Here is an 18,572-nt window from a genome sequence, read left to right as displayed (position 1 = left end):
TCACATTTTCGAACCAGCTCACTTCTCGAACCGGTACCCCATCCCCGGCTCGGTGATGCTGCACCCCCCGGGGGGGGACAACCCCCGGACCCCCGGCCGACCCGCGGCTCACTTCTCGAACCGGTACCCCATCCCCGGCTCGGTGATGAAGTGCTTCGGGTGCGACGGGTCCGCCTCCAGCTTGCGGCGCAGTTGTGCCATGTACACGCGCAGGTAGTTGGTCTCCGTCCCGTACGACGGCCCCCACACCTCCTGCAGCAGCTGCTTCTGGCTGACCAGCCGCCCGGTGTTGCGCACCAGTACCTCCAGCAGGTGCCACTCGGTCGGGGTGAGCCGGACGTCCCGGCCGGCCCGGTTGACCTTCTTCGCCGCCAGGTCGACGGTGAAGCCCTCGGTCTCCACCAGGACGTCGTCGTCGCCGCCCCCGGCGAGGGGCTCGGCGCGGCGTACGGCGGCCCGCAGCCGGGCCAGCAGTTCGTCCATGCCGAAGGGCTTGGTGACGTAGTCGTCGGCGCCGGCGTCGAGCGCCTCGACCTTCTCGTCGGAGGAGTGGCGGGCGGAGAGGACCAGGATCGGCACCCGGGTCCAGCCGCGCAGCCCCCTGATCACCTCGACGCCGTCCATGTCGGGCAGGCCGAGGTCGAGGACGACCACGTCGGGGTGGCGGGAGGCGGCCAGTTCGAGGGCGGTACGGCCGTCGGGGGCCGCGTCGACCTCGTACTTGCGCGCCTTGAGGTTGATCACGAGGGCGCGCACGATCTGCGGCTCGTCGTCGACCACGAGCACACGGGTCATGAGGCCTGCCTTTCCGGTTCTGCCGTTGCTGCTGCCGCTGCGGTGACCGATCCTGCCGCGCGGAGGCTGAGGACCATGGTGAGCCCGCCACCGGGCGTGTCCTCGGCGTTCAGGGTGCCGCCCATCGCCTCCGCGAAGCCCCGGGCGACCGCGAGCCCGAGTCCGACCCCGGCGCCGCGCGGAGCGTCACCGTAGCGCTGGAAGGGCTCGAATATGCGTTCCTTGGCCTCGTCGGGCACGCCGGGCCCGCGGTCCACGATCCGTACCTCCACCCGGTCCGCGATGGCGCTGGCGGAGACCAGCACGGGCCGGTCGGACGGGCTGTACTTGACGGCGTTCTCGACCAGGTTGGCCACCGACCGCTCAAGGAGCCCGGCGTCGGCCTCGACCATCGGCAGGGTCTCGGGGACGTCCAGGTCCACGCTGCCGTCCGCTACCCCGACCAGTGCCATCGGGACCACCTCGTCGAGGTCGGTCTCGTGGACGATCGGGGTGACGGTGCCGGTCTGCAGCCGGGACATGTCGAGCAGGTTGCCGACGAGGTGGTCCAGCCGGTCGGCGCCCTCCTCGATGCCTTCGAGAAGCTCCGCGCGGTCCTCCTCGGACCAGTCCACGTCGTCCGAGCGCAGCGACGACACCGCCGCCTTGATGCCGGCCAGCGGGGTGCGCAGGTCGTGGCTGACGGCGGCCAGCAGGGCCGTACGGATCCGGTTGCCCTCGGCGAGCGCGCGGGCCTGCTCCGCCTCCTCCTGGAGGCGCCTGCGGTCAAGGACGACGACCGCCTGGGCGGCGAAGGCGGCGAGCACCCGGCGGTCCTCGGCGGGCAGCACCCGGCCGGTCAGCGCGAGGGCCATGTGGTCGCCTATCGGCATGTCGACGTCGGCGTCCTCGGGCCGCTGCAGGGCGGGCCCGAACCCGGCGCGGCCCGCGCAGCTCCACGGTTCGACGTCGCCCGCCCGCTCCAGGAGGGCGGCGGACTCCATGCCGAAGGTCTCCCGGACGCGTTCCAGGAGCTCCTCCAGGCTGGTCTCGCCGCGCAGCACGTTGCCGGCCAGGAAGGAGAGGATCTCCGACTCGGCGCGCAGCCGGGCCGCCTGGTGGGTGCGGCGGGCCGCGAGGTCCACGACCGAGGCGACGGACAGCGCGACCCCGAAGAAGATCACGATGGCCACGATGTTCTTCGGGTCGGCGATGGTCAGCCGGTGCAGGGGCGGGGTGTAGAAGTAGTTCAGCAGCAGCGACCCGAAGGCCGCCGAGGCCAGCGCCGGGAAGAGCCCGCCGAGCAGCGCGGCCGCGACCGTGAGGGTCAGGAAGAGCAGCATGTCGTTGGCGAGGCCGAGGTCGACGGTGTTCAGCAGCACCGCCATCACGACGGGGCCGGCCAGTCCGACCAGCCAGCCCGCGATGATCCGGCCCCGGCCGAGCCGGGCGCCCCGGGCCACCGGCAGTCCGCGTCCCTTGCCGGCCTCGCCGTGGGTGACGATGTGGACGTCCAGGTCGGGTCCCGACTCGCGGGCGACGGTGGCGCCGACGCCGGGTCCGAGGACGTACTGCCAGGCCTTGCGGCGCGAGGAGCCGAGCACGATCTGGGTGGCGTTGACCCCGCGTGCGAAGTCGAGCAGGGCCGCGGGGATGTCCTCGCCGACGACGTGGTGGAAGGTGCCGCCGAGGTCCTCGACCAGGGTGCGCTGGACGGCGAGTTCCTTCGGGGAGGCCGAGGTCAGGCCGTCGCTGCGCGCTATGTAGACGGCGAGCACCTCGCCGCCGGCGCCCTTCTCGGCCAGCCGGGCGGCCCGCCGGATCAGCGTCCGCCCCTCCGGCCCGCCGGTGAGCCCGACCACGATCCGCTCGCGCGAGCCCCAGATCGCCGAGACCCGGTGCTCGCTGCGGTACTGCTTCAGGTACTCGTCGGCCCGGTCGGCCACCCACAGCAGCGCCAGCTCGCGCAGGGCGGTGAGGTTGCCCGGCCGGAAGTAGTTGGACAGGGCCGCGTCGACCTTGTCCGACTGGTAGATGTTGCCGTGCGCCATTCGCCGGCGCAGCGCCTGGGGCGACATGTCGACCAGCTCGATCTGGTCCGCGCGCCGTACCGCCTCGTCGGGCACCGTCTCGCGCTGGCGCACGCCGGTGATGGACTCGACGACGTCGCCCAGCGACTCCAGGTGCTGGATGTTGACCGTGGAGACGACGTCGATGCCAGCGGCCAGCAGTTCCTCGACGTCCTGCCAGCGCTTGGCGTTGCGGGAGCCGGGGACGTTGGTGTGGGCGAGTTCGTCCACCAGGGCGACGGCCGGGGCCCGGCGCAGTACGGCGTCCACGTCCATCTCCGTGAACACGGCGCCCCGGTACTCCAGCTCCTTGCGGGGGACCTGCTCCAGGCCGTGCAGCATCACCTCGGTGCGCGGCCGGTCGTGGTGCTCGACGAAGGCGACCACACAGTCGGTGCCCCGCTCCACCCGCCGGTGCGCCTCGGAGAGCATGGCGTAGGTCTTGCCCACGCCCGGTGCCGCACCGAGATAGATCCGAAGCTTGCCGCGTGCCATGGTCCTATTGTCTTCCTGCAACTGCCGCCTACGCAGCGTCGACCTTACGGCCAACAATCCGGGCGAACGGGGCAGGGAGCCCGGCAGCGGGCATCTTTGACGTAACCCTGATGGGCGCCGGAGCCGCGGCTCCGGCGCCCGTCATCCTGCGCTCAGTTGGGGTTGTCGCCGTCGGTGAGGGTCTCCCAGGCGACGAAGAGGTTGTTGCTGCCCGCGGGGCGGTTGTTCAGGGTGAGCGTCTGGGTGTTGGTCATGGCGATGCCCAGGCGGTTGTGGAGGGCGTTGTAGCCGACCTCGGTGACGGGCCCGAGCCCGAGGTTCAGGGTGCCGCCGCAGAGCCAGCTGGGGACGGCGGTGCCCAGCTGGTACTTGGCCTGGAAGCCGAGCGCCTGCCGCAGCCGCTCGCCGACGTCCGTGCCGTACAGGTCGTCGCCCTGGATCCGGCTGGTCTCGGCGACGTGCGAGATCGCGGAGATGCCGTACCCGGTGTGCGTGAAGTCCCGGCAGGTCTCCTGGGTGAGGCCGGTGACGAAGGTGGACTGGCCCTGCCAGTAGGAGACGATCTTGGCGGTGGTGTCGAGGTTCTGGCTGGGCACGGTCTTGGGCACCGAGCCGTCGGAGGCCAGGTAGACGTACGCGGCCGTGCGGGTGCGGAACTTCGCCATGGCCGTGTCGTACGACGTCTTGTCCTCCAGGAAGACGGAGATGCCGACGGCGGCCTCCATCATCGACAGCTCCCAGTTGCCGTTGGAGTTGGAGCCCTTGATGACGGTGGGGAGGTAGACGTTGCGCAGCATGGTGGCGAAGCGGGCCTCGTTCGCCCAGGTGCCGGTGTACGTGTATCTGATGATCTCGGCGGCCTTGGGCCAGGAGGAGCCCGCCCAGCCCGTCTGGAGGGGCGCGTTGCTGTTGGTGTGGCTGGTGATGGTGGCCGACCAGGCGTCCATGATCTGGATGGCCTTCTGGGCGTAGCGCGCGTCCTTGGTGATGTACCAGGCGAGGGCGTCGGTGTAGGCGGCGATCGCGTCCTCGCGCTCGTCCGTGCAGCCGTAGTTGGGGTTCGAGTACGAGCCGCACTCGACGGTCGCCCAAGGCGTGGGGGTGCGGTTCAGGTCGGCGTACTTGCTCGCCAGCATCTGGTCGTAGGCCGCCTTCCAGGGCTGGGCGCCGGCCAGCACCTCGGTGCGGGCGAAGTCCAGCTGGGCCTTGGAGACGGTCACTCCGGGGTGCACGAAGGTACTGGGGGCGGAGTGGGCGGCGGGGGCCGAGAAGGCGCCCAGGAGCAGGGCTCCCACGGCCGCGAGCAGGGGGAAGCGACGCACAGCGACTCCGTTCTCACGTTCCTGTATGTGAACATGGGGCGCCTCTGTGAACATAGGCGTTGAACGGAGACCGTAGGTACGGACCAAGCTTCCGTCAAGGTGTGAAGGAAGCCGGAGTCATTCACACCGGAACGCCCGCGCATGTGAAAGGGCCGTACCCCGGGGTGCGGGGTACGGCCCTTGTCGTTCTTGCGCCGCTCTCGGCTCTGCTACCGGACCTCGGTGATCTCCGGTCCGCGCTGGAGCTGGCCCATGCCGCCGGAGAAGCGCGAGGACTCCTCCTGCTGGACGCCCTCGGGGACCATCTGGGCGTCGTTGGGCAGCTTCAGGACGATCGGGTCGCGGGGCGCCATCGGGCCCTCGCCACGGACCACGACGGTGTCCCGGAAGATCTGCTCGAGGAGCCCGGCCGCCTGCGGCTGCACCGCGCCCTGCCCGGAGATCACACCGCGCAGGAACCAGCGCGGACCGTCCACACCGACGAACCGCACGACCTGGAAGCCGCCCGTGCCGTCCGGCAGCTGCACCGGCACCTGGGCGCGCAGCTCCCAGCCGAGCGGACCCTCGACCTCGTCGACGATGCCGCCCTGCTGGGTGATACCGGTGGCGATCTCCTCGCGGACCTCGCCCCAGATGCCCTCGCGCTTGGGCGCGGCGAAGGCCTGCAGCTGGATGGCGCTGTCCCGGAGCACGACGGTCGCCGCGACGATCGCGTCGCCCGCGACCTCGACCCGGAGCTCCATGCCGTCCACGCCGGGCACGAACAGACCGCCCAGGTCCACCCGGCCCTCGCCGGCCTCGCGCACCTCGGTGTCGTCCCACGGCCCGTCGGGCCGGGGCTCCGGCTCCAGACGAACGCGCTCGCGCTCGCCCTCTTCCTCGTCCGCCTCGGTGTCGACGCTGTCGACGACCTGCTCGGCCTCGCCGGCCGCATCCTCGGCGGCACCCTTCTTCTTGCGACGTCCGAACACGTCACTGTCCTTCCCGGTCGGATACGACCGAAGCGTATCGATTCCCACCCGTCCGACCGCCCTCGGCGGCCTGACCGCTTGTGCCGCTCACGTCGCCCACCGCGGCATGACCGCCGGTGGACCCGAAGCCCCCCTCGGCCCGCGCCGAGTCGGGAAGTTCCGCCACCTCGTGGAAGCGGACCCTCTCGACCTGCTGGACGACCAGTTGGGCGATCCGGTCGAAGCGCTCGAACCGCACCGTCTCGCGCGGGTCGAGATTCACCACGATCACCTTGATCTCCCCACGGTACCCGGCATCAATCGTCCCCGGGGCATTCACGAGGGCCACACCGCATCGGGCGGCGAGCCCCGAACGAGGGTGCACGAAGGCCGCGTACCCCTCCGGGAGGGCGATCGAGACTCCCGTGGGCAGTACGGCCCGTTCTCCCGGCTCCAGCTCGCACGCCTCGGTGGTACGCAGATCGGCTCCCGCGTCACCGGGGTGCTCGTACGCCGGAAGCGGTACGTCGGGGTCGACGCGGCGGACGAGGACGCCGAGCGGGCTCGCCGGACGGGCCGGGGCCACGGGGTTCGCGGAGTTCACGGATTCACCTCGAAGGCGCGGGCCCGCCGGGCCTGGTCGGGGTCCTTCATGGCGGCCTGGATCTCTTCCTGACGGCCGTTGTCGACGAAGTGCTCGACCGGGACCTCGACGAAGAGGGCGTCGGCGCGGACGGCGACGGGTCCGGTGGGGCCGTCCATGCGTCCGGTGGCGGTCGAGTAGATCTTCCGGCCGGCCACGGCGACCACCTCGGCCGCCAGGTGGAGCGTGGTGCCGACGGGCACGGGCCGCACGAAGTCGGTCTCCAGCCGTCCCGTCACGGCGATCTTCCGCAGCAGCCAGTTGAGCGAGCCCAGCGTCTCGTCGAGGGCGGTGGCGAGCACTCCGCCGTGCGCGAGGCCCGGGGCGCCCTGGTGGGCGGGGCGCACGGTGAACTCGGCGGTGAGGGAGACTCCCTCGCCGGCCCGTGCCTCCAGGTGCAGCCCGTGGGACTGCCCATGACCACACCCGAAACAGTGTTCGTAGTGTGCACCGATGAGCTCACCGGGCGCGGGCGCGTCGGGGTGCCGCTCCGGTTTCCGGGCACTGGCGGGAGGCTGAAGAGCTGCGGAACTACCACTCACAGGCGCAGACCTTACCCGCGCGTCCAGTGAATCCGGACACCGTGCCAAGCTTGGCTCCATGCAGCTCTCCGCCACCCCGTACGAAGAACGCCTCACCGCCCCCCGGTCGTGGTGGTTCCTCAGCTTCCTGATCGGCGTCTCGTTCGCCCTGGTCCTGCTGCCGTTCGGCACCCTGCCGATGCTGGGCGGCCTGGTGGGCGGCACCGCGGCGGCAGCGGTGGTGGCCAGCTCGTACGGCTCCCCGCGCATCCGGGTCGTCGGCGACTCGCTGATCGCGGGCGAGGCGAGGATCCCGGTGTCGGCCCTGGGCTCGTCGGAGGTCCTGGACCCGGACGAGGCGCGCGCCTGGCGCACGTACAAGGCCGACGTCCGCGCCTTCCTCCTGCTGCGCTCCTACATCCCGAGGGCCCTTCGCGTGGAGGTCACCGACCCGGAGGACCCGACGCCGTACCTGTACCTGTCGACCCGGGAGCCGGAGGCCCTGGCGGCGGCGATCGAGGCGGCGAAGAGCCCGCAGGGGTAAGCGCCCCCGCTGGAAGTGCCGCGATCTGCCGACTGCGGTGCCGTCGCGGCCGGCCGCTCCCCCAAGTTCTCGGCTTCGCTCGAACCCGGGGGGACCCCCATCGCGGCGGAGCCGCATGCCGATACAGCGCCGCGCCCCTTCGGAGCGCTGTCGAACGCAGTGGACTTCGCCGGACCCGCTGAGCGCCCCGGCAGCCGTCTGCGGGCCCCCTCCGGGGCCTGCTTGAGCCGTCTGGCCGGTCTTGCCGTGATTCCGGGCCGCTCAGGCCGACTGGCCGGCCCCGCCGGCCGCCCTGGTCCTCCACGGTCCGGCCTTCTCCCGGCCGCTGATCTCTCTGCCTGCCGCTGATCTCTCCGCCCGGCACGACGGCGCTCCGCCTCTGCCCGCCGCGGCGGCGCTCGGCCACGGCGGCCGAGTCCTGCGGTGCCGACCCCGCGCGCGGCGGCCACGCGGAAATCAGCCGCCGAAGTCCTCCGGGAGCTCCGCGATCGCCAGCGGCTCGGCCGGCTTCTCCAGCGGCGGCAGCTCCGGCAGTTCCTCCCACGGCACCTGGATCTTTCTCAGGTCCGCCCGGATCCGCGCCGCGAGTTTTCTGGTGTCCCGGCGGTTCATGACCGCTCCCACCGCCGCGCCCACCATGAACGGCATCAGGTTGGGCAGGTCCCGCACCACCCGCTTCATGATCTGCTGGCGCAGCTCGCGCTTCATCTGGCCCCCGAGGGCCGTGTTGATCGTCGACGGCTTCATCACGTCGATGCCGCGCTCCCCCGACCAGGAGGACAGATACGCGGTGCTGCGGGCCTTCAGGTTCCCCGGCGGCCGCACCCCGTACACCTCGTGGAGCTCGGCGATCAGCTTCAGCTCGATCGCCGCGACCCCGGTGATCTCGGCGGCCAGTTCGGTCGGCATGGCCGGCGGCACCGGCAGCATCGCGGCCGCCCCGACACCGGCCCCGACCGCCGAGGTCGCACCCGCCGCGCCCGCCACCAGTTTGTCGGCGAGCTGCTCGGGCCCGAGGCCCGGGAACTGCCGGCGCAGGGCCGCGAGGTCGCGTACGGGGACACGCGGGGCGATCTCGATGATCCGGTCCGCGAGGTACGCCAGCCCCGCTTTCGCGCGGCTGCCGCCCTTACGGGCGCCTTCCCGGGCCATGTCCACGGCCTTGTCACGGATGGCCGCGGCCCGTCGCCGGGCGACGGGCGCGGTCTGATCCGCCGGCGCCGGGAGGTCACCCCGGCCGGCCGCCGGTTCGAGCGAGGCTCCCTGTTCGGATGAGCCCCGCTCGTCTTCACGCGCACGTGGGCCGTCGGACGGCCCCGAGTCCGCTCCCGGCAGCAGGGAGCGGCGCTTCCGAGGTGGGGTCGAGCCAGTCATGCCCGACCCGTCCTCAGTCGCAGTCGCGGCAGATCGGCTGACCGTTCTTCTCCCGGGCCAGCTGGCTGCGGTGGTGCACCAGGAAGCAGCTCATGCAGGTGAACTCGTCCTGCTGCTTGGGCAGCACCCGGACGGCCAGCTCCTCGTTCGAGAGGTCCGCGCCGGGCAGCTCCAGGCCTTCGGCGGCCTCGAACTCGTCGACGTCCACCGAGGACGTTGACTTGTCGTTCCTCCTGGCCTTCAGCTCTTCAAGGCTGTCCGAGTCGACGTCGTCGTCGGTCTTGCGTGGAGTGTCGTAATCGGTTGCCATGTCGCTCTCCCCCTCTGGGTGTCTGCGGTGTCTCCAGCGCACGTAACGCGTGAGAGGCCGGACTTGTGCCCGACCCGAGGCGGAGATTTTGCCTCACATCAAGGTCTGTTACTCAATCGACACCCAACCGGACCCCTCGAGAGTGATCAGGTTGAATGGCGATGGGGACCGTACACGGTCCTGTCGAGGCACTTCAAAGGCGCCTCACCCTGTACTTCCCGTGATCAAGACCCCTGAAAACAGGGATTTTCCCGCCTTTATTCCCCTAGCCATGATCACGGAGAGTAGATGGCCGGAAATCCGCCCTTGTGATCGATCACACACGGGGGAATGTGCCGCGCCGCTGGAAAATTCAGCGCAAAGCGAACATCCCCTGCGTGTGTCGCGATCTTGTAACGGCATCAGACCGGCAGCGTGACCCGCATCACGAGGCCGCCTCCCTCCCGGGGCTGGGCCGCGATGTACCCGCCGTGCGCCCGGGCCACCGACCGCACGATGGAAAGGCCGAGGCCGACACCCTTGTCGCTGCCCGTGCGCTCGGTACGGAGCCGTCTGAAGGGCTCGAAGAGGTTGTCGATCTCGTACGCCGGCACCACCGGTCCGGTGTTCGCGACGTACAGCACCGCCTGTCCGTGCTGGATCTCCGTGTTGACCTCGACCCAGCCGTCCTCGGGCACGTTGTAGCGCACCGCGTTCTGCAGCAGGTTCAGGGCGATCCGCTCCAGGAGCACGCCGTTGCCCTGCACCACCGCGGGCTTCCGTACGCCCCGGATCGTCACGCCCTTGGCCTCCGCCTCGGCGTGCACCTGGTCGACGGCCTGGGAGGCCACCTCCGCCAGGTCGACCGGTTTGCGCTCGACGATCTGGTTGTCGCTGCGGGCGAGCAGCAGCAGGCCCTCCACGAGCTGCTCGCTGCGCTCGTTGGTGGCCAGCAGCGTCTTGCCGAGCTGCTGCAGCTCCACGGGTGCGCCCGGGTCCGAGAGGTGCACCTCCAGGAGCGTGCGGTTGATCGCCAGGGGCGTGCGCAGCTCGTGCGAGGCGTTGCCGACGAAGCGCTGCTGGGCGGTGAAGGCCCGTTGCAGCCGTTCCAGCATGTCGTCGAAGGTGTCCGCGAGCTCCTTGAGCTCGTCGTCCGGGCCGTCCAGCTCGATCCGGCGGGACAGGTCCGAGCCGGCCACCGCGCGGGCGGTGCGGGTGATCCGGCCGAGCGGGGACAGCACCCGGCCGGCCATCGCGTAGCCGAACGCGAAGGCGATCACGGCCAGGCCCAGCAGGGCCAGCAGCGAGCGGCTCAGCAGGTCGTCCAGGGCCGCCTGGCGCTGGCGGTCCACGCACTGGGCGATCGCGGCGTTGAAGTCCGGGATCTGGATCTGGGTACCGGCGCTGGCGCTGGTGATCGCCGGACAGTTGTCGCTGGAGACCTTGATGTTCACGCCCTCGATGATCTTGAACAGCGGCTGGTTGCCGGTGCTGATCGCCTGGGCTGCGAGCAGGTAGATGATCGACAGCAGCAGGATGCCGGCGATCAGGAACATGCCGCCGTACAGCAGGGTGAGCCGTATGCGGATGGTCGGGCGCAGCCACGGGAGGACAGGCTGCGGCCTTCTGGGGTCCCAGGTGGGCTTGGGGGGTGCCTGTGGGGGTGCGGGAGTGGTGGCCACGGTCATCAGATCCGGTAACCCGAGCCGGGGACGGTGACGATCACCGGGGGCTCGCCCAGCTTGCGGCGCAGCGTCATGACGGTCACCCGCACGACGTTGGTGAAGGGGTCGGTGTTCTCGTCCCACGCCTTCTCCAGGAGCTGCTCGGCGCTGACCACCGCCCCCTCGCTGCGCATCAGCACCTCCAGGACGGCGAACTCCTTCGGCGCAAGCTGGACCTCCTTGCCGTCGCGGAAGACCTCGCGGCGGTTCGGGTCGAGCTTGATGCCGGCGCGCTCCAGGACGGGCGGCAGCGGCACGCTGGTACGGCGGCCGAGGGCCCGCACGCGCGCGATGAGCTCGCTGAACGCGAAGGGTTTGGGGAGGTAGTCGTCGGCGCCGATCTCCAGGCCCTCGACGCGGTCGCTGACGTCACCGGACGCGGTCAGCATCAACACGCGGGTGGGCATGCCGAGCTCGACGATCTTGCGGCAGACGTCGTCGCCGTGCACGAGGGGGAGGTCGCGGTCGAGGACGACCACGTCGTAGTCGTTGACGCCGATGCGCTCCAGGGCGGCTGCACCGTCGTACACGACGTCGACGGCCATGGCCTCCCGGCGCAGTCCGGTGGCCACCGCATCGGCGAGCAGTTGCTCGTCCTCGACGACGAGTACGCGCACGTCGCTTGTCCTTCCTCTGTCCACTCGCGTAGCGCGCACCGGCGCACGCGGGCAGGGGTCTCCATGGGGTGAGACCTCCATCCTGCCCTTTTCGGCCATAAGTCGGCAGTAAGACAGGGGTCTCGGCAGCGGGATCGGAGGCCGCCGGGCGGGAATGCGAGATTTTCTCCTGCGGTTGAGGTTTCCACGGAGGGGAGCGGGGGGAGGACGGCATGTACACCCCGCGATCACGCTCTGCATGTGCCGCAGCACCATGCGGTACGTACAACGCCGCTACAGCAGAGTGGACGTTGGGGGTGTCCGGCACCGTCGCCGCCCAGCAGGGCAGCGCTGGGCACCCGCAAGAGACGTGATCGCCCCTTCTGAACGGCACACCCCCGTGCCACCGACCCACGACCCAGGACGAGGGGGCGCAGCATGGACGCATTCACCGCAGGACTTCTGCAGCGCATAAAGGCGACCGAGTCCGACATCACGAGGGCTCGTGACGAGGGTGACGACTTCCTCGTCGAAGTGGAACAGGCCGAGCTCGACGACCTGCGCCGCCTCGCAGCCGAACACGGTGTGGAAGTCGGCGCGACCAGCGTCTGACAGTCCCGCAGCACGGCACCACGAGAACAGGGCCCCGGCGAATCCAGCGCCGGGGCCCTGCTCGTACCTGATCCTTTCCCACCGCAACGGCGTTCGATTCCTGCCGGCTGGCAAGGCGCGAGATCTTTTTCTCGAGACCGGCTGCGTGCACCCGGAGCGACGGCGCCTGCAGTTCTCGCAACGCCGCCCGGAATCTTTTCCCGCCGCCACGGCGCCGAGCCACGACGGCGGTCTCCGGCGGTGCCCGGCCGACCGTTCGCCGCTGCCGACTTCCCCGCTGTCGAAACGGGCTCCCCACCAGTGGTTGCTCCCCGCCGCGACGGCGCCCGGCCGGCACGGCGGTCTCCGGCGGTGCCGAAGCCCCTCAGCCCACGCGGGCGGCGCCCCTCAGTCGTGCCACGCCCCGAAGTCCTCCAGGAGCCGCTGGAGGGGCTCGAAGACGCCCGGGGCGCCGGCGATCGTCAGGTCGCGCGACAGGGGCTCTCCGGGGCGTCCACCGGTGCGGGCGCCGGCCTCGCGGGCGATCAGGTCCCCCGCTCCCCAGTCCCACGCGTTCAGCCCGCGCTCGTAGTACCCGTCCAGTCGGCCGCAGGCCACGTCGCACAGGTCGATCGCCGCCGAACCGCTGCGCCGGATGTCGCGGAGCAGCGGGATCAGCCGGGCCGCGACCTCGGCCTGGTGGGTGCGGACGTCGGTGACGTAGTTGAAGCCGGTCGACACCAGTGCCTGGTCCAGCGGCGGCGCCGGGCGGCAGCGCAGCTCCCGCTCGCCCTCCCACGCCCCGGTCGCCCAGGCCCCGCCGCCGCGCACCGCGTGGTACGTCTCGCCGCGCATCGGGGCCGCCACGACGCCGACCACGGTCTCCCCGTCCTGCTCGGCGGCGATGGAGACCGCCCAGGTCGGCAGCCCGTACAGGTAGTTGACCGTGCCGTCGAGCGGGTCGATCACCCAGCGGACACCGCTCGTGCCCTGCGTGGACGCGCCCTCCTCGCCGAGGAAGCCGTCGTCGGGACGGTGACCGGCGATCAGGTCGGTGATCAGTTTCTCCGCCGCGATGTCCATCTCGGTCACGACGTCGATCGGACTGGACTTGGTCCGGGCCACGGTGAGGCCGGCCGGACGGCCGTCCCGCAGCAGCTCGCCCGCGCGGGCGGCCGCCTCCCGGGCGAGGTCCAGCAGGTCCTTGTGCGGGGCGTCGGTCACGGGGCTCCTCACGCGTAGGGGCTGTCGGCGCCGGCCGCGGCGGGGCGGAGTGCACGGGCCGGGCAGCAGCCGACCGGGCAGAGGTTGTGGCTCGCGCCGAGCGTGCCCAGGGCGCACGGCATGGCCTCCCGCCCGTTCTCCACGGCCGCGCGCTCCAGCACCAGCTCGCGGATCGCGGCGGCGAACCGCGGGTCGTCCCCCACGGTCGCGGACCGCCGTACCGGCAGACCCAGCTCCTCGGCCTTGGCCGTGGCCTCCGTGTCGAGGTCGTAGAGGACCTCCATGTGGTCGGAGACGAAGCCGATGGGGGCCATGACGACGGCCGGGACCCCGGCGCCGTGCAGCGCCTCCAGGTGGTCGCAGATGTCGGGCTCGAGCCACGGGATCTGCGGGGCGCCGGAGCGGGACTGGTAGACGAGCCGCCAGGGGTGGTCGATGCCGGTGCGCCCGCGGACCGCGTCGGCGATCAGCTGGGCCACGTCCAGGTGCTCCTCGACGTACGCGCCGCCCTCGCCGTGCGCCTCGACCGGCCCCGAGGTGTCGGCGCTCGCGGTCGGGACGGAGTGGGTGGTGAACGCGATGTGGGCGCCCGCGCGGACGTCCTCGGGGAGGTCGGCGAGGGACTGGAGGACCCCGTCGATCATCGGGTCGAGGAAGCCGGGGTGGTTGAAGTAGTGCCGCAGCTTGTCGATCTTCGGGAGTTCGAGGCCCTCGGCGGCCAGCGCGGCCAGCGAGTCCGCGAGGTTCTCGCGGTACTGGCGGCAGCCCGAGTAGGAGGCGTAGGCGCTGGTGGCGAGCACCAGGACGCGGCGGCGGCCGTCGGCGACCATCTCGCGCAGGGTGTCCGTCAGGTACGGCGCCCAGTTGCGGTTGCCCCAGTAGATCGGCAGGTCCAGGCCGTGCTCGGCGAAGTCCTTGCGCAGGGCGTCCAGCAGGGCGCGGTTCTGGTCGTTGATCGGGCTGACCCCGCCGAACAGGAAGTAGTGCTGTCCGACTTCCTTGAGACGTTCGGTCGGGATACCGCGCCCGCGCGTCACGTTCTCCAGGAACGGAACCACGTCGTCCGGGCCTTCCGGGCCGCCGAAGGAGAGCAGGAGCAGGGCGTCGTAGGGGGTGGCATCGAGCGCGTCTGACATGAGCCGATCCTGCCACCCGGCGCTGACAGCCCGGAAACAGGAGCGTGAAGAGTCGGATTCGGGAGGTTTATCCCGGGTGCCGAGCGGGTGCAACACGGCGGCCGCGCTCGTAAGCTGTATCAGCCGCCATCACGCCTTACCTCGCACATCTGTCGGAGATCCCCGTGCCCAGCCCCTATCGCGCCCTGTTCGCCGCCCCCGGCAGCAGGGGCTTCTCCGCCGCGGGCTTCGTCGGCCGGATGCCACTGTCCATGATGGGCATCGGCGTGGTCACGATGATCTCCCAGCTCAGCGGTAGGTACGGGCTCGCGGGCGCGCTGTCGGCCACCATGGCGCTGTCCGCCGCCGCGCTCGGCCCGCAGGTGTCCCGGCTGGTCGACCGGCACGGCCAGCGCCGCGTCCTGCGCCCCGCCACCCTCCTCGCGCTCACGGCCGCGGCCGGGCTGCTGTTCGCCGCGCACTACGGGTGGCCGGACTGGGTGCTGTTCGGGTGCGCCGCCGGGATCGGCGCGGTGCCGAGCCTGGGCGCGATGATCCGGGCCCGCTGGGCGGCCCTCTACCGGGGCACCCCGCAGCTGCACACCGCCTACTCGTTCGAGTCCGTCGTCGACGAGGTGTGCTTCATCTTCGGGCCGATCCTCTCCATCGGCCTGTCCACGACCTGGTTCCCGGAGGCGGGCCCGCTGCTGGCCGCCTGTTTCCTCGCCGCCGGCGTCTTCTGGCTGACCGCCCAGCGGGCCACCGAGCCCGAGCCGCACCCGCGCGGGCACCACGGCGACGGTTCGGCGCTGCGCGCGCCCGGCCTCCAGGTCCTGGTGGCGACCTTCGTGGCCACCGGAGCCATCTTCGGGGCGGTCGACGTGGTGACCGTCGCCTTCGCCGACGAACGGGGCCACAAGGCCGCTTCCAGCGTCGTCCTGGCGCTGTACGCGGCCGGTTCCTGCGTGGCCGGAGCGGTCTTCGGGCTCATGCGGTTCGCGGGGAGACCGGAACGCAGGTGGCTGCTGGGCATATGTGCGATGGCCGTGAGTATGATCCCCCTCCTACTGGTCGGAAACTTGCCGCTTCTGGCCGTGGCGCTGTTCGTTGCGGGCCTGTCCATCGCACCGACGATGATCACGACGATGTCCCTCATCGAAAAGCACGTACCTCGCGCGAAACTCACCGAGGGCATGACCTGGGTGAGCACCGGCCTGGCGGTCGGGGTGGCGCTCGGCTCCTCGGTCGCCGGCTGGGTGATCGACGCGGCCGGCGCCCGTGCCGGGTACGGGGTTCCGGCCGTGTCCGGAGCCGTCGCGGTCGCGGTCGGTTTCCTCGGGTACCGCCGGCTCAGCAGGCCGGTCACGGGTCGGGGAGGCTCCGTTGGGCAGCACAGCGAGCGGGAAGAGCGGCACGTGGCGTAACTGGGGAGGGAATGTCACCGTCCGCCCCGCGCGGGAGGTCACGCCCGCCTCCGTGGACGAGCTGGCGGCGGCCGTACGGCAGGCGGCGGAGGACGGCCTGAAGGTGAAGGCGGTCGGCAGCGGCCACTCCTTCACCTCGATCGCCGCGACCGACGGTGTCTCGATCCGCCCTCAACTGTTGACGGGCATCCGCAACATCGACCGTAAGGCCATGACCGTCACGGTCGAGGCCGGCACCCCGCTCAAGCGACTCAATGTGGCCCTGGCCCGGGAGGGCCTGTCGCTGACCAACATGGGCGACATCATGGAGCAGACGGTCTCCGGGGCCACCAGCACCGGCACCCACGGCACCGGCCGCGAGTCCGCGTCGCTCGCCGCGCAGATCAGGGAACTCGAACTGGTCACCGCCGACGGGTCCGTGCTCACCTGCTCGGAGAAGGAGAACCCGGAGGTCTTCGCGGCGGCGCGGGTCGGTCTCGGCGCCCTGGGCATCGTCACCGCGATCACCTTCGCGGTGGAGTCGGTCTTCCTCGTCACGGCCCGCGAGGAACCGATGACCTTCGACCGGGTGCTGTCCGAGTTCGACCAACACAGCACGGAGAACGAGCACTTCGAGTTCTACTGGTTCCCGCACACCGCGTCGACCAACACCAAGCGCAACAACCGCAGCGCGGGCCCGGCACAGCCGGTGGGACAGCTGGCCGGCTGGTTCGACGACGAGTTCGTCGCCAACGGCCTCTGGCAGGCGGTGAACATGGTCGGCCGCGCGGCGCCCGCGACCATTCCGTCCATCGCCCGGATCTCCACCCGCGCCTGGTCCGCACGGACCTACACGGACATCCCCTACAAGGTCTTCACCTCGCCCCGCCGGGTGCGGTTCGTCGAGATGGAGTACGCCGTCCCGCGCGCGGCCCTGGTGGACACGCTGCGGGAACTGAAGGCCATGGTCGACCGTTCGGACCTCAGGATCAGCTACCCGGTCGAGGTCCGCACCGCCCCCGCCGACGACATCGCCCTGTCCACCGCGTCCGCCCGGGACAGCGCGTACATCGCCGTGCACATGTTCCGCGGCACGCCGTACCAGGCGTACTTCACCGCCGCCGAGCGCATCTTCACCGCGCACGAGGGCCGCCCGCACTGGGGCAAGGTGCACACCCGGGACGCCGACTACTTCGCCGAGGTCTACCCGCGCTTCGGTGAGTTCACGGCGCTGCGGGACCGGCTCGATCCGGACCGGCTGTTCCAGAACGACTACTTGCGAAGGGTTCTCGGTCAGTAGCCGAGGAGCCGCCCGGCCCCGAACTCCCCTTCGCAGCCTCCCCCGCACCGGCCCGGTCATCAGAACCGGGCCTTTCGCGCATTCCCAACCCCTCCCGCCCTTCCCGCACTTGTTCGATCGACCACGCAGGAAAGGGACGTACGGACGAAACCAATAGTTCCGTTTCTGAGGATTGCGTGAAGTACGCCACGTTCAAGATCGCCCGAGATGGGCAAACAACGGCCGAGGAGCGGTTGTTGCCAGAAGTTGGGCGGCGCGCCAATCCACGCACGTGGCCCGAATGGAGTACTGTTGCGAACCCTGGGTCCGGTCTCCCGCCGGGGCGTCCGAGGCCTTGCAGGACCGCCGGGAGGGGGCTAGTTGCACAGGGTGACAGCTTTGGTCACTTAGCGTTGCGAATAGGTAACCGTGCCATAACGGCGGCCCAGGGCTCACGCCCGACACGCCGGGCAACTCGGCAAGGTTGTGGCAGGCTGCACCCGGGCAGGCCACACTCGACTAGCGGAAGCAGCGACGCACGTGACGTCGGCAGGCACCACCCGGGAGGTCCCCATGCCCGAACTGCGTGTCGTGGCCGTCTCCAATGACGGCACACGGCTGGTGCTCAAGGCTGCCGACTCTACGGAGTACACCCTTCCGATCGACGAACGGCTCCGTGCCGCCGTACGCGGCGACCGGCCCCGGCTCGGCCAGATCGAGATCGAGGTCGAGAGCCATCTCCGGCCGCGAGACATCCAGGCGCGGATACGGGCGGGCGCGACCGCGGAAGAGGTCGCCCAGCTCGCCGGGATCCCCGTCGACCGGGTGCGGCGCTTCGAGGGTCCGGTACTGGCCGAGCGCGCCTTCATGGCCGAGCGGGCCCGCAAGACGCCCGTCCGCCGGCCCGGCGAGAACTCCGGGCCACTGCTCGGCGAGGCCGTACAGGAGCGGCTGGTGCTGCGCGGTGCCGAGAAGGACACCGTGCAGTGGGACTCCTGGCGCCGCGACGACGGCACCTGGGAGGTCCTGCTCGTCTACCTGGTCGCGGGCGAACCGCACTCGGCGAGCTGGACCTACGACCCGCCCCGGCGGCTCGTCCAGGCGGTCGACGACGAGGCACGCTCGCTGATCGGCGAGTCCGACGACCTCGCCGTACCGGAGCCCAGCTTTCCGTTCGTGCCGCGCATCGCGCGGCTGCCGCGCGACCGCCCGCTGGACCGTTCCGGCGACCGGGACCGCGAGCGGCCGAGCCTGCCCGCACAGTCGTCCGAACCGGCCGAGGAGAGCACGGGCGAACGGGACTCGCTGACCAGCCTGCTGGAGGCGGTGCCGAGCTTCCGGGGCGACATGGTGGTCCCGGAGCGCCCCGCGGAGGTCCCGGAGGAGCCCGCGCCGGAACCGGCGGCGGAGGAGCCCCCGGCCCCGGCGGCCTCGGCCGGCTCCGCCTACGCGGACGTTCTCATGCCCCGCTCCGTCGGCAGCCACCGCGACCGGCTGATCGGCGCCACCGACCGCCAGGCCGAGGCCGACGGCGTCCGCCCCGGCCGCCGGGCCGCCGTACCGAGCTGGGACGAGATCGTCTTCGGGACGCGGCGCAAGAAGCAGGAGTAAGCGCGGCAGAAGGCAACAGGAAGAGGGAGGCACGCGTGCGTGCCTCCC

The 18,572-nt window shown here is 71.1% G+C and carries 17 protein-coding genes; 5 read left to right on the top strand and 12 right to left on the bottom strand.

Translation table 11 applies throughout. The features are described from left to right. Positions 1 to 108 precede the first annotated feature (108 nt). From ACFWPS_RS35280 to ACFWPS_RS35255, 6 genes are all read right to left on the bottom strand, one after another. Positions 109 to 795, bottom strand: a complete 687-nt coding sequence (locus ACFWPS_RS35280; protein ID WP_383712868.1) for a response regulator — start codon at positions 793 to 795, stop codon at positions 109 to 111. Then, positions 792 to 3,338: an ATP-binding protein gene (locus tag ACFWPS_RS35275; RefSeq protein WP_383712865.1), complete on the bottom strand. Its 2,547-nt coding sequence runs from the start codon at positions 3,336 to 3,338 to the stop codon at positions 792 to 794. The genes ACFWPS_RS35280 and ACFWPS_RS35275 overlap by 4 nt, the downstream gene beginning before the upstream one ends. Before the next feature lie 152 nt (positions 3,339 to 3,490). Continuing rightward, entirely contained in the window at positions 3,491 to 4,660 is a 1,170-nt protein-coding gene (locus tag ACFWPS_RS35270; protein ID WP_383712862.1) for an alginate lyase family protein, read from the bottom strand. A gap of 209 nt (positions 4,661 to 4,869) precedes the next feature. Further along, entirely contained in the window at positions 4,870 to 5,631 is a 762-nt protein-coding gene (locus ACFWPS_RS35265) for a DUF3710 domain-containing protein (RefSeq protein WP_189262384.1), read from the bottom strand. A 1-nt stretch (position 5,632) separates the two neighbouring features. Further along, positions 5,633 to 6,214 (bottom strand): dUTP diphosphatase, encoded by a 582-nt coding sequence (gene dut, locus ACFWPS_RS35260; protein ID WP_383712859.1) that lies wholly within the window; start codon positions 6,212 to 6,214, stop codon positions 5,633 to 5,635. After that, complete coding sequence (locus ACFWPS_RS35255; RefSeq protein WP_217554662.1) at positions 6,211 to 6,795, bottom strand: PaaI family thioesterase; 585 nt, start codon at positions 6,793 to 6,795, stop codon at positions 6,211 to 6,213. The genes dut and ACFWPS_RS35255 overlap by 4 nt, the downstream gene beginning before the upstream one ends. A gap of 58 nt (positions 6,796 to 6,853) precedes the next feature. Here ACFWPS_RS35255 and ACFWPS_RS35250 point away from each other — a divergent pair, with 58 nt between their 5' ends. Then, complete coding sequence (locus ACFWPS_RS35250) at positions 6,854 to 7,318, top strand: DUF3093 domain-containing protein (RefSeq protein WP_383712856.1); 465 nt, start codon at positions 6,854 to 6,856, stop codon at positions 7,316 to 7,318. Positions 7,319 to 7,774: 456 nt separating this feature from the next. Here ACFWPS_RS35250 and ACFWPS_RS35245 read toward each other — a convergent pair whose 3' ends face one another. The 4 genes from ACFWPS_RS35245 to ACFWPS_RS35230 form a co-directional block, all read right to left on the bottom strand. Further along, a complete protein-coding gene (locus ACFWPS_RS35245) occupies positions 7,775 to 8,692 on the bottom strand; it encodes a hypothetical protein (RefSeq protein ID WP_383712853.1) in 918 nt (305 codons plus the stop codon). Positions 8,693 to 8,705: 13 nt separating this feature from the next. Further along, positions 8,706 to 9,002 carry a DUF4193 domain-containing protein gene (locus ACFWPS_RS35240; RefSeq protein WP_003997302.1) on the bottom strand — a complete coding sequence of 99 codons (297 nt, stop codon included), beginning with the start codon at positions 9,000 to 9,002 and terminating at the stop codon, positions 8,706 to 8,708. Positions 9,003 to 9,403: 401 nt separating this feature from the next. Next, entirely contained in the window at positions 9,404 to 10,663 is a 1,260-nt protein-coding gene (locus ACFWPS_RS35235; protein WP_383712850.1) for a sensor histidine kinase, read from the bottom strand. A 5-nt stretch (positions 10,664 to 10,668) separates the two neighbouring features. Beyond that, positions 10,669 to 11,322, bottom strand: a complete 654-nt coding sequence (locus ACFWPS_RS35230) for a response regulator transcription factor (RefSeq protein WP_003993508.1) — start codon at positions 11,320 to 11,322, stop codon at positions 10,669 to 10,671. Positions 11,323 to 11,739: 417 nt separating this feature from the next. Here ACFWPS_RS35230 and ACFWPS_RS35225 point away from each other — a divergent pair, with 417 nt between their 5' ends. Beyond that, on the top strand, positions 11,740 to 11,913 hold the full coding sequence (locus tag ACFWPS_RS35225) for a hypothetical protein (RefSeq protein ID WP_167450044.1): 174 nt from the start codon (positions 11,740 to 11,742) through the stop codon (positions 11,911 to 11,913). A 387-nt stretch (positions 11,914 to 12,300) separates the two neighbouring features. On the opposite strand, the gene ACFWPS_RS35220 is transcribed toward ACFWPS_RS35225, so the two are convergent. Continuing rightward, entirely contained in the window at positions 12,301 to 13,116 is an 816-nt protein-coding gene (locus tag ACFWPS_RS35220) for an inositol monophosphatase family protein (RefSeq protein ID WP_383712847.1), read from the bottom strand. 8 nt (positions 13,117 to 13,124) lie between these two features. Then, on the bottom strand, positions 13,125 to 14,252 hold the full coding sequence (locus ACFWPS_RS35215; RefSeq protein WP_383712844.1) for a ferrochelatase: 1,128 nt from the start codon (positions 14,250 to 14,252) through the stop codon (positions 13,125 to 13,127). 164 nt (positions 14,253 to 14,416) lie between these two features. Here ACFWPS_RS35215 and ACFWPS_RS35210 point away from each other — a divergent pair, with 164 nt between their 5' ends. The 3 genes from ACFWPS_RS35210 (at position 14,417) to sepH (ending at position 18,524) form a co-directional block, all read left to right on the top strand. Next, entirely contained in the window at positions 14,417 to 15,655 is a 1,239-nt protein-coding gene (locus ACFWPS_RS35210) for an MFS transporter (RefSeq protein WP_383712841.1), read from the top strand. Further along, complete coding sequence (locus tag ACFWPS_RS35205) at positions 15,615 to 16,934, top strand: D-arabinono-1,4-lactone oxidase (RefSeq protein WP_383712838.1); 1,320 nt, start codon at positions 15,615 to 15,617, stop codon at positions 16,932 to 16,934. The genes ACFWPS_RS35210 and ACFWPS_RS35205 overlap by 41 nt, the downstream gene beginning before the upstream one ends. Positions 16,935 to 17,486: 552 nt before the next feature. Beyond that, the gene (gene sepH, locus ACFWPS_RS35200) at positions 17,487 to 18,524 is read left to right on the top strand and encodes a septation protein SepH (protein WP_383712835.1); all 1,038 of its coding nucleotides are present in this window, start codon (positions 17,487 to 17,489) and stop codon (positions 18,522 to 18,524) included. Positions 18,525 to 18,572 lie beyond the last annotated feature (48 nt).

This window comes from Streptomyces sp. NPDC058457, assembly GCF_042720695.1.
Lineage (GTDB): Bacteria > Actinomycetota > Actinomycetes > Streptomycetales > Streptomycetaceae > Streptomyces.
This window is presented reverse-complemented; position numbering and strand designations above follow the sequence as displayed.

What these genes read in the sequence shown, in the direction of transcription:
- ACFWPS_RS35275 (WP_383712865.1), bottom strand. Translation starts at nt 3,338, where the DNA reads ATGGCACGCGGCAAGCTTCGGATCTATCTCGGTGCGGCACCGGGCGTG.
- ACFWPS_RS35215 (WP_383712844.1), bottom strand. Translation starts at nt 14,252, where the DNA reads ATGTCAGACGCGCTCGATGCCACCCCCTACGACGCCCTGCTCCTGCTC.
- sepH (WP_383712835.1), top strand. Translation starts at nt 17,487, where the DNA reads ATGCCCGAACTGCGTGTCGTGGCCGTCTCCAATGACGGCACACGGCTG.
- ACFWPS_RS35225 (WP_167450044.1), top strand. Translation starts at nt 11,740, where the DNA reads ATGGACGCATTCACCGCAGGACTTCTGCAGCGCATAAAGGCGACCGAG.
- ACFWPS_RS35245 (WP_383712853.1), bottom strand. Translation starts at nt 8,692, where the DNA reads ATGACTGGCTCGACCCCACCTCGGAAGCGCCGCTCCCTGCTGCCGGGA.
- ACFWPS_RS35240 (WP_003997302.1), bottom strand. Translation starts at nt 9,002, where the DNA reads ATGGCAACCGATTACGACACTCCACGCAAGACCGACGACGACGTCGAC.
- ACFWPS_RS35250 (WP_383712856.1), top strand. Translation starts at nt 6,854, where the DNA reads ATGCAGCTCTCCGCCACCCCGTACGAAGAACGCCTCACCGCCCCCCGG.
- ACFWPS_RS35280 (WP_383712868.1), bottom strand. Translation starts at nt 795, where the DNA reads ATGACCCGTGTGCTCGTGGTCGACGACGAGCCGCAGATCGTGCGCGCC.